The organism is Pseudoduganella lutea (assembly GCF_004209755.1).
GTDB lineage: Bacteria > Pseudomonadota > Gammaproteobacteria > Burkholderiales > Burkholderiaceae_D > Rugamonas > Rugamonas lutea.
This window is the reverse complement of the sequence record NZ_CP035913.1, coordinates 5,784,089-5,796,766: the sequence shown is the minus strand read 5'-3', so window position 1 is coordinate 5,796,766 and position 12,678 is coordinate 5,784,089. Positions and strand designations below refer to the sequence as shown.

7 protein-coding genes and 2 pseudogenes are annotated in these 12,678 nt (G+C 54.4%); 2 read left to right on the top strand and 7 right to left on the bottom strand.

Annotation, left to right across the window (positions count from 1 at the left end; translation table 11 throughout):
- Positions 1 to 104: 104 nt before the first annotated feature.
- From EWM63_RS24655 to EWM63_RS24645, 3 genes and pseudogenes are all read right to left on the bottom strand, one after another.
- Positions 105 to 326 (bottom strand): annotated as a pseudogene (locus EWM63_RS24655) (hypothetical protein); the annotation flags it as partial.
- A gap of 406 nt (positions 327 to 732) precedes the next feature.
- Positions 733 to 861, bottom strand: a pseudogene (locus EWM63_RS33180) (tyrosine-type recombinase/integrase); the annotation flags it as partial.
- Between the two features lie 918 nt (positions 862 to 1,779).
- Entirely contained in the window at positions 1,780 to 2,427 is a 648-nt protein-coding gene (locus EWM63_RS24645; protein WP_130188882.1) for a hypothetical protein, read from the bottom strand.
- 751 nt (positions 2,428 to 3,178) lie between these two features.
- On the opposite strand from EWM63_RS24645, the gene EWM63_RS24640 reads away from it, so the two are divergent.
- Entirely contained in the window at positions 3,179 to 4,213 is a 1,035-nt protein-coding gene (locus EWM63_RS24640) for a hypothetical protein (RefSeq protein WP_130188881.1), read from the top strand.
- Positions 4,214 to 4,875: 662 nt separating this feature from the next.
- Here EWM63_RS24640 and EWM63_RS24635 read toward each other — a convergent pair.
- Positions 4,876 to 5,814: an NACHT domain-containing protein gene (locus tag EWM63_RS24635; protein ID WP_130188880.1), complete on the bottom strand. Its 939-nt coding sequence runs from the start codon at positions 5,812 to 5,814 to the stop codon at positions 4,876 to 4,878.
- 2,458 nt (positions 5,815 to 8,272) lie between these two features.
- Here EWM63_RS24635 and EWM63_RS24625 point away from each other — a divergent pair.
- Positions 8,273 to 8,539: a helix-turn-helix transcriptional regulator gene (locus EWM63_RS24625; protein ID WP_165390906.1), complete on the top strand. Its 267-nt coding sequence runs from the start codon at positions 8,273 to 8,275 to the stop codon at positions 8,537 to 8,539.
- A 9-nt stretch (positions 8,540 to 8,548) separates the two neighbouring features.
- Here the strand turns inward: EWM63_RS24625 and EWM63_RS24620 are convergent, their stop codons facing one another.
- The 3 genes from EWM63_RS24620 to EWM63_RS24610 all read right to left on the bottom strand — a co-directional run bounded on the left by EWM63_RS24620 (position 8,549) and on the right by EWM63_RS24610 (position 12,675).
- On the bottom strand, positions 8,549 to 9,745 hold the full coding sequence (locus EWM63_RS24620; RefSeq protein WP_130188879.1) for a tyrosine-type recombinase/integrase: 1,197 nt from the start codon (positions 9,743 to 9,745) through the stop codon (positions 8,549 to 8,551).
- Positions 9,746 to 10,243: 498 nt separating this feature from the next.
- On the bottom strand, positions 10,244 to 11,443 hold the full coding sequence (gene fdhA / locus EWM63_RS24615; protein ID WP_130188878.1) for a formaldehyde dehydrogenase, glutathione-independent: 1,200 nt from the start codon (positions 11,441 to 11,443) through the stop codon (positions 10,244 to 10,246).
- Positions 11,444 to 11,577: 134 nt separating this feature from the next.
- Positions 11,578 to 12,675 carry a porin gene (locus EWM63_RS24610; protein WP_130188877.1) on the bottom strand — a complete coding sequence of 366 codons (1,098 nt, stop codon included), beginning with the start codon at positions 12,673 to 12,675 and terminating at the stop codon, positions 11,578 to 11,580.
- Positions 12,676 to 12,678: the final 3 nt, after the last annotated feature.

Sequence of the window (12,678 nt, the reverse complement as noted above, 5' to 3'; positions counted from 1 at the left end):
CGCTATTTACGGCGCCAATTCTCTAAGATTATTTTAACAATGACAATTGTCAGATAAATACAACATTACTGGCGGCGCGCAGCGGCGCGTTGGACGACAGTTGATTACGGCTTTGTTGCATAAATTAGCTGGGTGCGTAATACCCCAAACCCCAGACGGAATAACGGCATGGCGACGGTCGTGGGCGTGCCCAGCCATGTGAAGCGATTAAGGATGGCTGCACGTACCTGCAACTCAGCGACCTGGCGGTCGAAGTCACGCGCCATCACCCGTTTACCGAGCAACTTAAAGCAACGCATTTTGGTCTCAACGAGGCTGCGTCGATGACCGAACAACTTACTCTGTTGCGGCAACCCACTGGTCGATCATATCGGCCCACTGCTGCATCATGTTCCGGCGCGGCTCCGCATACTCGGCCTTGTTATAGACCGCCCGCACACCCTTCTGCTCGTGCACCGCAACAGGCGGTGCGCCTTGAGCGACGATGCGATCACACAGCTGCCGCAACCCCTGCTCCGTGATCTCGTGCAGCAGTAGCGCGCCGAACGGCTTGCGCAGGTCATGCTCGAAGACGAAACGGCGCGCGTCCTGCGTCGATTCAGCCATCTTTTCGAACCACTCCTCGGCCCATTCGCCGAATCGCAACTGGTCCTTTCGAAAGCCGATCGTTTGCGCCTTTAGCCGCGCGGGCGAAATTCCTTCCGCAACCTGCTTCCCCGCCTTGATCGGTTGTTCTCTCGCGCCTGCCAATATGAGTCCATCCGTACTGTAGCTACCGAGGACGAGCGTTTCCTGGCGCCCATTGATTCGGTAGTTGTAGCGGAACGAAATATCTCCGCGCGGACTGGCCACGACATACATCCCATCGCGGTTCGCCACCCTGTAAGCCGCTCAGCAGGCCTGGGGCTGCGCAACTTCGTATCAATCGTTGCTACACGGGACTGCGGGACATTGCTCGGTTCACCGAGCACGGGCAAAAAAAAACCCCTGAAATCAGGGGCTCGGTCTTACCAAATTGCCTGTTAATGCCTGAGCTTTCAGGTTAGCGCATCATTCCCACTCGACTATCAATGGGGTTCGGCAAGCCGTTGGATTCGTTAGCGAAACAGGCGGGCCCTGCCGTCGGGATACCATCGAAAATACCATGACTGCTGAGTCGCTCCGACTATGAGCTTTGAATCTCTCATTACGACAAATTATCGCTCAGCAATTCGTCAGGTCACGACATCAATGAACGGGCAACCGGGGGACGATTTCGCCGTCGCGCTTAGGTCGACTGGAGACTCCATAAGGTACGCGCACGCAGTATCGTACTCCCACGGCGAGTTACTGTTGCCTGACGCGCGGCTGAGCGCACCCTTAATAAGTACTTCGTCGCCCGGCCAGTACTTCATGAGGATTGCTCCAGCGAGGTCCCTGTAAGAAAAGGAAAGGTCTGACCGGAAATCTTGGCCCTGTAGCGCGACTTCACGCGCTTTGTCATTAGCAGTCCCAATTGCTGCCAGTCCGAGGCCTCCGACTAGACAAAGCTCGCCCTCATGCGATTCCAAAGCCTCTTTGAACAACGGAGCTGCGTTTGACACGTTTGGCCAGCCGAGCGCTAAACATTCGAGAAGTGCAGCCGCCCCTGTTAGATTGGTTGTACCTGATAACCTGTCAACAAGCAGCTGACAGGCTTTTTCTGAAGGAGAAAAGGCTTTTGCATAGGAGGCAGCGGCGGCGCGTTGAACGCCGCGATCCTCATCGTGCATAGCCTGTATCAAAACGCCCTGAAGCTGTTCAGTCGGCTGCCATGCTCCCAATGCCGATATCAGCGATGCGCGCCCATAAGAAAGCCTCGCAGGTAGCCAGCGAGGGAGTCGCTGTTCCACCTCGGCCTTGAGTATGGGATCTGCTACCCCTTTTGAGAACTGAGGCCAACGCCTCACGGCGGGCGGGAAGCCAGTCCTCAGTTTCGACCCGATCCATTGTCGCGAGCGCCAATCGTCTAACGGTCGTAGGTGCACGTGCTGCTGTGCCAAACGCAATATCGCCTAGCAAAACTTGGCGGTTGAAGCGTGCAAGTTCGTCCGTATCAGGAATTTCCATGATCGAGACGAGACGAGCGAACTCGTCGCGCCGTTGAATGCAGCTGAGAAGGTTAGTAATGACATTTCGCCACTTCCCGTCGCCTGCATTTTTGAGTACAAATAATTCGATCTCACTAAACGGCCAGCTACCAATATGCTCCGCGCTCAGAAACTCTTCGAAGCTCGCGTGGACGAAACCAACCCCACCTGGCGCCTTCTCAACGATAAGCCCTTGAGTCTCGGCATTGATTGAAAGGATCTCACTTGCTATGGCTGCCGCGTCTGTGTCCGCAAGCTCGAACCCCTGGGGAGAAGCAAGATAGATTCGTAAGATATTACGCGCCCCTACTAATGGCATGCCAGCGCCTCCGGTCTGCTCACGAACAGCGAATGCCAGCCGGGCGATTGCCGCGCGTCTTTGATCAGGATCGGTTGCATGACAAAACCGCGGTTGAGTATCGCCTGAGGCTGTCCCGCGGCTGACGGGATGCACCTCAAGCTAAACTCGCACTAGCTGGTCGTAAATTTCGCTTCTAGTCCGCGGGAGGTGCGCGATCGATATCTATCTATAAAATCTTGGGAATCGACCAACTATCATTCCCTTAGCGATGCGCCACAGTATTCGTGCGCTGGGCAATCCCGCGCCTGTACGCCAGAATCTGATCTAAAAGGTGCAGCGGCGATTCTCAATTTCCTTGAAACCCGAAAGTGGGCTTTTTGCGCAATGCGGAGAAGGTTTAACGCGGCATTGTGCCTACGCGAAACCTATCAAGCAACCTATTTTCAGAGAAAAAGATTTCTTAAAATCACTACTCGTATCATATTTGCTCAATGCCTAAAATCGCAGTCGCGCAAAAATATCATAGATGAACTAAAAATTAACTTCAAAATTAAATCAATTTGGAAATTTTTGTTAACCAAATCCAAACTAATGTCAGTGTTGCTAGAGTTGCAATCTCTACAGTATATATCCTAAGATAAAGCCAGCCTTTAACTGCTGTGTAGCATAATTCCAACAATTTAACGCTATTTCTCTCCGATCATTCCTTTTTACTTCGATATGCCTATGATAAGTGCACAACCTCTACTTTTCCAAGTTGACAAAAGATATGAAAAAGTTTCTTTTTTTTATCAGCACACTATTTGCGCCTCTTTGTGCTTTAGGGTTCAACACTTGCCCCAAAATAGATAAAATACCTAAAGATCTTGAGCTATTTAAAGCAGATGACTTTATCGTCCCTAAAACCGCCATTGGAAGCGCAAAAAAAGAAATCAAAATAGATGCAAAAAATATAGCTGTCATTGTTGAGGCAAAACATAAGACCTCTATATTTACAGTATTATCGAGTTATACTGGGAAGTTTCCGTATCTTTGCAACGACATAGGTGGCTTAACAGATGGTCAATCTGCTATTTTTGAATTTCCATATAATTCTAAGCCAATATTTATAACTCTAATTTCCCCTCCGGGATCGTCATTTAACATAAAATATTTCACTTCCGGAAAAGAATGGACCCCTACTTCGGAAAATATCATTCCGCGTTTGGTTCATCTTCCAGTTAATGTGATGATATTCGATGAGGCTCCACTTGCTTTCAATGCGATTGAACACATCCAAGCAGCTGAGAAGATTTGGCTCTCTGCAGGTATAAAGTTAGTAATGAATATTCGAAAATTTAACTCTCTTGAAACTGAAAATATTCTAGGAAAAAAGAAAACTATAGAAACCCATCTGGGATGCGTGCAAAGATTCGACGAGCCTGGATATGCGCAGAGAAAAAAACTTATGACGTTGAAGAAAACTCCTGAAACGATAGGCATCTTTTTTGCGAAGAACTTAACTCAATCACAGGCAGAAAAGGAATTCAATCAAGTATACATGTCCAAGACTTTAGGCTCCAAAGATATTGGCCGCACACTGGCCCATGAAATCGGTCATTTACTATTAGGAGAAGGGCATCCTAACGGCAAAGCACCGGCAAGGCCTTGTACTATCCCAGAAATAATTGAGAAAGTTTCGGTCAAATGGACCAGCGGCCTAATGGAACCCGGCGACATATCAAATTCAACATCGATCTCGGAAGATGACTCAAAGATTGCCCGCCTTGCGGCAAGGAAGTTGCCAGGCGCAACTTGGTGGTAAAACATTAAATAATGACGACTTAGCAACCTAGAGGAAACTAAAATGACAAAACTCAAAATTTGGTCAATAAAAACAAAGCTCTTGTTTTTGTATTCTTTATTAACTTCTCTATCGGCGATCGCTTTTGTAGAGTTTTCCCCTATGACTGAAACCCCAAGCGTCGTTGAAAAACCCTCTTATGGATGCGTTAAGCGAGACGGAGCGTTAGCATGTCGCTGGGGAGGAGAGTGCGTCGAACGAGGTGGCCAATGCTACAGCTGTGGGGAAGGAAAAAAATGGAGTGACGATTTAAACGCATGTTACTCATGCCCTGAAGGAAAATCGTTAAGAGCAAGTTCCAATGGCCAGATGATGTGCAGTTAGGCTGACCAAAATAATTCTTTGATCACACCTAGTATTGCGCAACCTACTTAGCTTAGCGGTGTTGTATATGGCTAAATCAATCTCGAAAAAGCTTAGCCAGACATAGCCAAGTATTTTTAACTGAAATCGAATTAATCTGAACAGCGCCAGCGTGACCTTCCTCTTGGCATGGCACGCTGGTCTAAATCTAACTGCACGCCAGCAATTCATGATCAATGCTATGCAACTTCAACCATTGAGTAACCAATTCGGTTTCGCATTTTCCAGCACTGCCGCTTACTAGCAGACAAAAATTACAACTAAAAACGTTTAAGCTCAAACGCCAAGCAGACCTTACCGTGAACTTGCAGGAGTGCCCCGCTTGTAGCAACCTGATCCACGACGATCTCGCGATACCGCTCGTTCGCACATCGCATGAAAAATTGATGATCCGTCGACAATTCCACATAGCGAACCATCGACGTTCCTTTCAAGCTCAGGAAATAGATGCCATTCCCCGCCAGTTGAGAGACGCTGGAGTCCACCCGCGGGAGGATCTGGCCCCGAAGAGCAAGGGTCACGAGGCCAATCAATAACAATGGGACTGTGGCGAGTGTTCCAAGGTTGGCGTCGCGCGCCAATTCGGCCATGAATCGGCTCGTCCGCAGTTTGGTTTCGGACACATCAGCATCGTCAACCGCAGATGAAGCATAGCGCCCGAACCACCCTCCTGTGATTGACGCCTGCTGGACAGCAGCCAGAGGAGCTATTGTCCCGCGCTTCCAGCCTGCAGGAAGTGCACCGATTCGGCTCAGGCCCCGAGGCCGACCGGGGACGATCACAGGAACGTCATGTGCCTCCACGGTAACGACGAGCGCGCTAAGTGTTACTCGGGCGGCTTGCTCACTGCTCCACTCGTCGAGTCCGTCAATGAGTAGTAAGACACGCTGATCGTCGATCGCGCGATCAAGGAGATCTACAATAGAACTGGTTAAAAGCTGTTCGAGCGACCGCCGGACGATCTCCTTGATGCAGATTGGGTTGCCGTCGCGAGCCACGTGAGAGGACCACCGGGCGAAGGGAATATACACTGGGAAGTGCTGTCCCCAGCGGCTACCGACCTCAGGAAAGTGCGCGTGCCTATAGAGCAAGTCAAGGGCAATGACGCGCAACAGCGTGCTCTTACCGCAGCCGGCATCGCCGAGCAGCGCCAGACGCTCGCCGTCGCCGAGCCATTCGACAAGCGAAAGACGCCGCATTCGACTGTTAACGACCGTTTCGCTCGCCCTAGTGCTGTCCGGAGCCGCGATAGGTGTCCTAATAGCAGTGCCACCGATTTCAGTGCGATCGCCCCCTACGATGTCGACACGATCAAGGGACCGAGAGCTTTCACGCACCAATATCTCGGGCTTATGAAATCGCTCTAGTAAAGTTAATGCAGGCTTGTTGTCCTCGTCGCCGATCGATATGAAGCTGCCGGGATCGACGAACTGGAACTGGGCCTCATAGACGCGAGCGAGTTGCGAGCGAACGCGCGCAAATGCGCTACCGTCTAGACGAGTACCTAGGCCGTCAGCGACTTCTTGTCCGAGTAGCGCAGTAACCCAAGCGCGACCAAAAAATCGTCCACTAGGATCGGCTGAGCGCGCAAGCGTTCAGTCAAGTCCTCTCCGTCGAGTGCATCAAATGCTATGTCACGACAAGAAAGTCTTGCTACCTGAAGTTCGATTTCTTCCTGTACCTCAACAGAACGAAGCGATGCCTGGACAGCAATTGTAAAGTGGGCAGCCCGTGAAGCCCAGCTCCCGGTAAGGAAAAGATCGATTGCATCACGCAACTTCGTCGCACTGAAGTTGCGATGACGCTTGGCCTGAAGGCAATGATAACGGCCATCGGCCCTACGCGCGAAAATATCGATACCTTCTTGAGCGTCGCCCTGACGCCCGTAGCGTACGCAAGTTCGACATCACCCTCCAGTAGGGTTAACCGGTGGCAGAGACGCTCAAAATTCTCCTAGCTGAGCGCGTCGAACGGTAACACTTGGACGCGAGTACTTACGGGTGGCGTCAAGGGTACAGAGTCCGGTGGGCAAAGTATGGCAAACGGGGCGAAAGAGGATAAGGAAGCGCTCATCCTCGTATTTTTGGCAGTGCGATTAGTGTCTCACCAGCCCCTTCACAATTTAGTAGATAAAACAAGGTAAGTGGTTCTTGATGTCTTTAGTAGCCAGTAAGCTAGCATGTTCAGCCAGACATAGACAGGACTCAATTAGCAGTTATCAAGCCAGTTCAGGTACCAGTGAAGCGCAATCGCAGTAGATCAGTCTGCTTTCAGCTCAATCAAAACAGCATGGCAAATCAAGGCCTCCCCCCAGCGTAAGACGGATTCATGCGGCGCCACATGGCGCCAGTGCGCAACCGTAGGTTGCGTGGTGTGTGAGACCGCCCTCGGGGTCGCGGGGCCTCCCCGCGAATACCGTTGAGCAATCTGGCTTGGGAAATTGATGCGTACGGGCATAGTTTTCAGTGCCTCGATGCAATGACGGCCACGGAAGTGACCGCTGATGACCACAAACCGTCCACGGGACGACCACAAATGCGGCCACACCCCGACTACGAAAGGTCACAGCGTGGCGACAGCACGACCACAGAACGACAACAATCAGCCTGCGTCCTAGCCGGGTTAACGCGTAGCAATGCTCGGAAATCCCGCAGAGGGAATATCGCTCGCAATAGAGGAAAAGGTCTCTTCCATTGAAAAATCGTTCGCTTGTAATCGTCGGAGAATTCGGAGCGAACCTGATCAAGACGATTCCCTCAGAATAGCTATTTCAGCTCACCGGCGAAGAGCGTTCGTTCCACCTTTCCGCAAGTGCAGCAGCATGCGCAGCGCGGGGCGACAACGCGAATAAGCTGAATCCGGCGCCAGGAAAGCATCTGAATACGCAGAAGCCCTGCACACGCCTACCGGCTACCAGTGCGTCGAGCAATCCTGATCACCTGATATCAAAGTCGACGAACATAACGAGGTATCGACACCGGAATAAATCCCAGGAAAATGCCCATCACCTGAGCCGTGGGCATTCGGCGACGCATCATGCCACCGATCCCATTGATGTCAATCGTTCCCGAAGCAGCCTTCGCCAGGTCCCTGCGGCCAGGAAGTGCAATGCATGGGATCACCATGCAAGCTCGCAGATCATATTGACGGCAACGCGGACGCCACATGCATGGCGTCTCCGCTCAACGTGGCCCTCGCATGAAACATGGCCTCTCCCGGCCTTAAGACTGGCGAACCGTACCACTAAGGCCAATACCATCGTGGCGTCAACCAGCGCCTGATTTCAGCGATCGTGGCAAGCCTCTCTCTTCGTTCCCGCATCGCGTCTGCCAGCAGCACCTCGGCCACCGCTTCCGCGGCCTGCACGGATATCCGTCTACGCTCAATCATGTCACCTCCCGGGCTGTCCATGCGGGTTGACCATGCGGGTTGACCATGCGGCGGCGTGTGAGTTCCGCTGGATGAGCGCCACCCACGGCTTTGAACAGTGCCGCACACTGCTGGACGTTACCGAACCGGGCTGGATTCAATCCAGATCAGAATCAATCGAGAAGTTTCCTGGCTGTGCTTGATTTACATCTGGACCGATGCCGATTGCCTTCGCTACGTCGGGCACGTGCTCTACGATCGAAGGACAGTCACCGGAGCTAGCACACCATGAAAACCCGCCCCCTCACCGAGCAGGATCTGAAGGTTCCTGGCCGCGTCATCATCAATCGCAGGCAGCTGCTGCGCAAAGTCCCGATGAGCGACCGCACCATTTCTGAAATGGAAAAGCGCGGCGAATTTCCGCAGCGCTTTTCCATCACAACGCGCATGGTCGGCTGGGACTTGCAGGAAGTCGATGACTGGATCGCCCGCCAGCGCCAGGCAGCCCTGCCCCAACCCGCGCCGGGTCAACGATCGCGGGAACCAGCGCTCTGACCGAGCAACCTACTCCGTCGCGGCAACCCACTGGTCGATCATATCGGCCCACTGCTGCATCATGTTCCGCCGCTGCTCCGCATACTCGGCCTTGTTATAGACCGCCCGCACGCCCTTCTGCTCGTGCGCCAGGCACTTCTCGATCCAGTCGCTGTTGAAGCCCGCTTCGTGCAGCAGCGTCGACCCGGTGCGCCGCAAATCGTGCGGCGAAAAATCGGTCATCGTCACCCCATCCGCTTTCGCTGCCTCGACGACTGACCGCAGCACCAGATTCAAGGTCGCGCCGGCCATCGGCTTGTCCGGGTCATAGCGCGATGGCAGCAAGTAACGCGACCCGGCCGCACACGTCTTCAGAGCAATCATCATGTCGAGTACCTGGTTCGACAAGTAGACATTATGTGGATTGCGCCGCTTCATCCGCACCCCGGGGATAGTCCAGACACGATTGGCGAAATCGATCTCGGACCACGTCGCATCCGTCAGCTCCGACTTGCGCACCATCGTCAGCAGGAGCATGCGCGCAGCAATGCGGATCGTTGGCGCGCACTGCATCCGGTCCAGGTAGCGATATAACTGCTTGATCTCGTGCGTCGTCAGCGTTCGGTCGCGCGGCTCGAACTTGGCGATCGATGCTGGCGGCACGCCATCAGTCGGATTCGGGTGCTTCTCGCCGCGCTGGGCCGCATAGCGGAACACCAGCATGACGATCTCCCGAGCATGCACCGCAACAGCCGGCGCGCCACGGGCAACGATGCGATCGCACAGCTGCCGTAACCCCTGTTCCGTGATCTCGTGCAGCAGAAGCGCGCCGAACGGCTTGCGCAGGTCGTGCTCGAAGACGAAACGGCGAGCGTCTTGCGTAGACTCCGCCATCTTGTACTTCTCAAGCCATTCCTCCGCCCACTCGCCGAATCGCAACCGGTCTTTTCGAAAGCCGATCGTTTCAGCTTTTATCCGCGCGGGCGAAATGCCTTCCGCTACTTGCTTCCGCGCCTTCATCAGTTGCTCTCTCGCACCTGCCAATGTAAGTCCATCCGGACCGTAGCTACCCAGGACGAGCGTTTCCTGGCGCCCGTTGATCCGGTAGTTGTAGCGGAACGAAACACCCCCGCTCGGACTCACCACGACATACATGCCATCACGGTCCGCCACTTTGTAAGCCCGATCCGCAGGCGTCAGGTTGCGCAGCTTTGCATCAGTCAGCATTACGCCCTCTTTCCAGTACCATCAGAACACGACAAAGGCCAATGAGATCAGAGGGTTACAGACATTGCACCGATATCGAAAATGCTCGAAACACTTGTATTTGTGCGTTCCGATATCATCAAAGTTCCGGTACCATCACGTGGACTAATTTGATCAATAAAATCAGCGACTTACCGATGAATAAATACCATTGTCCCTTGTTCAGTTCGGTACTCGCTGATGGTACTGCGTGCTCGCTGGCAATGTTTCAAAGATCCGATACCAGCGTGATGCCCATCAATCGTTGCTGCTGGGGGCTGCAGGTTACTGCCAAATCTACCGAGCACGGGCATAAAAAAAGCCCCTGAAATCAGGGGCTTGGTCTTGATGAACTGCCTGTCAATGCCTGAGCATCCAGGCTATCCCATCATTCCCACTCGACTATCAATGGGGTGTTGCCAAGTCGTTAAATCCATAGTGGAACAGGCGGTCCTACCGTCCGGACACCATCGGAAATACTCAGGCTGCCGCGAGCATGTTGTGTGGATCAATGACGAACTTTTTTGGCACCCCAGCGTCGAATTCGCCGTAACCACTTGGCGCGCCATCCAGGCTGATCACCTGCACATTGACCACCTCTGCAACGTTGATACGGTCCCACAGAATAGCCTGCATCAGATCGCGGTTGTATTTCATCACCGGCGTTTGCCCTGTATGGAAACTGTGCGACTTGGCCCAGCCAAGGCCAAAGCGAATTGACAGGCTGCCGCGCTTGGCCGCAGGATCGACAGCACCAGGATCGTCCGTTACGTACAGCCCGGGGATGCCGATCTTGCCGGCGGCACGGGTGATTTCCATCAGCGAGTTCAAAACGGTGGCCGGCGCCTCATGACTCGCCCCGGCATGCCCATGTCCGCGCGCTTCGAACCCCACGCAATCGACCGCACAATCGACCTCCGGCGTGCCCAGGATCTGGGCTATCTGGTCCGAAAGCGAGGCGTCCTGAGACAAATCAATTGTTTCGAAACCCACTGCCCTGGCATGCGCCAGGCGCACGGGATTCACGTCGCCGACGATGGTCACGGCCCCACCTAGAAGTCGGGCAGACGCGGCGGCAGCCATACCGACCGGACCCGCACCTGCGATGTAGACGGTTGCCCCCGGCCGCACGCCTGCGGTGACCGCACCGTGGTAGCCAGTTGGCAGAATATCGGACAAGCAGGTCAGATCCCGGATCTTGGCCATTGCACGATCACGGTCGGGGAATTTCAGGAGGTTGAAATCCGCATAGGGGACCATGACGAATTCCGCCTGACCGCCAATCCAGCCACTCATGTCCACGTAACCGTAAGCGCCGCCGGCGCGCGAAGGATTGACACTCAGGCAGACGCCCGTGTGCTGCTCCTTGCAGGTCCTGCAGCGGCCACACGCGACATTGAAGGGCACCGATACCAGATCGCCCTTGCTCAACGTCTCGACGTCGCGGCCTACTTCGATCACTTCGCCGGTGATCTCGTGGCCAAGAACCAGCCCCACTGCAGCGGTGGTGCGGCCGCGCACCATGTGCTGGTCAGAGCCGCAAATATTGGTCGATACCACTCGAAGGATCACGGCGTGCTCGATCTTGCGTCCGCGTGGATCTTCCAGCTTTGGGAACGGGATACTCTGGATCTCGACCTTGCCAGGTCCCATGTATACAACGCCACGATTTTCTGCCACGGTGTCTCCTTTTGAAAGAATCGGTTATGAGGGAACTTTAGCCGTAAAGTGGACTACAAATTTTCCTGTCTTTCGAATAATGTTTATTCGAAGTTTGAATCCAGATGACAGCGCGGACGTTCCACGGTGCAGCGTTAGAACGCGTGCCTGATGCCTGCCATCGTGCCGAACTGGGTACCACCAGCGACAGTATTCGAACCAGGCGCACCGCCGCTTACAGACAAAGCCAGTTGGCCGTCGTTATCGATGAATCCGCTCGTGGCATACACCATGGTGCGCTTGCTCAATGCGTATGTACCGCGCAGCGCCAATAGCGCGGCCTTGTTCGCACTTCCTCGGTAGCGCAGCCATGAAAGCTGCCCGGCAACGTTAAAGCCTGGTACCACGTCGTACGAGAGCCCGGCTGCCAGCACGTCGCTCCTGGGCGTTGGAATGGCATCGTTATTCCGACGAATCCAATTCACCGCAAGCTTGGCGTTCGGCAGACGCACGTAGCCGCCGGCCGTGATCCGCTGGTCCACCTGGTCGGCCCGCACAAGCCCGCCAAAGGCGCCAGGGCCGCCGCGAGTTGTATCGACCGCGGCGTTGACACCCCATTGCGTCGCCTGGTATGCCAGCAGCGCCGACCATGCACGGCAAGTCCGGCTGCTTGATGGCGTTTCGCCACCACAGTTCATGCCGGATGGACTTGGGCCGGCATTGACGGTATCGCGCCCCAAGCTGTACGTCGCTCCCACGGTGACGCCGCTGAAACTGCCCTTGTATGCCAATGCATTGTCGACACGTGCATTCGGCAGGTAATTATCGAACGCGCCGATACCGTAGATATTCGGCCCCATGACATCGGTATCCTGCAAGGCCCAGAGCAGCATCGTCAGTTGGCGCCCCAGGCTGACCTGGCCCCAAGTACCGCCCAGCCCTACCCATGCCTGCAGACCGAACAGCCGCCCGCCCTGGTTCAGCGCCCCGGTATCCATGCCGATGCCCGACTCCAGTACAAACAGCGTCTTCAAGCCATTGCCAAGATCTTCGCTTCCGCGGATTCCCCACCGCGACGGAAAGGTGCCGGTGATCGTCGGCACGCGCGTCAGGCTCTTGCCGGACGGGCCCACGTGATTCACGTATTCGACACCAGTATCGAGCACGCCATACAGCGTTACGGACTGTGCCATCACGCTCAGCGGCACACCCATTCCCATGGCCGCAGCCATGATCCAGAACTTCGACTTCATTTG

Bases quoted from the DNA above. Each gene is read 5' to 3' on its own strand.
- EWM63_RS24645 (WP_130188882.1), bottom strand. From the start codon at position 2,427: ATGCCATTAGTAGGGGCGCGTAATATCTTACGAATCTATCTTGCTTCT.
- EWM63_RS24640 (WP_130188881.1), top strand. From the start codon at position 3,179: ATGAAAAAGTTTCTTTTTTTTATCAGCACACTATTTGCGCCTCTTTGT.
- EWM63_RS24635 (WP_130188880.1), bottom strand. From the start codon at position 5,814: ATGCGGCGTCTTTCGCTTGTCGAATGGCTCGGCGACGGCGAGCGTCTG.
- EWM63_RS24625 (WP_165390906.1), top strand. From the start codon at position 8,273: ATGAAAACCCGCCCCCTCACCGAGCAGGATCTGAAGGTTCCTGGCCGC.
- EWM63_RS24620 (WP_130188879.1), bottom strand. From the start codon at position 9,745: ATGCTGACTGATGCAAAGCTGCGCAACCTGACGCCTGCGGATCGGGCT.
- EWM63_RS24610 (WP_130188877.1), bottom strand. From the start codon at position 12,675: ATGAAGTCGAAGTTCTGGATCATGGCTGCGGCCATGGGAATGGGTGTG.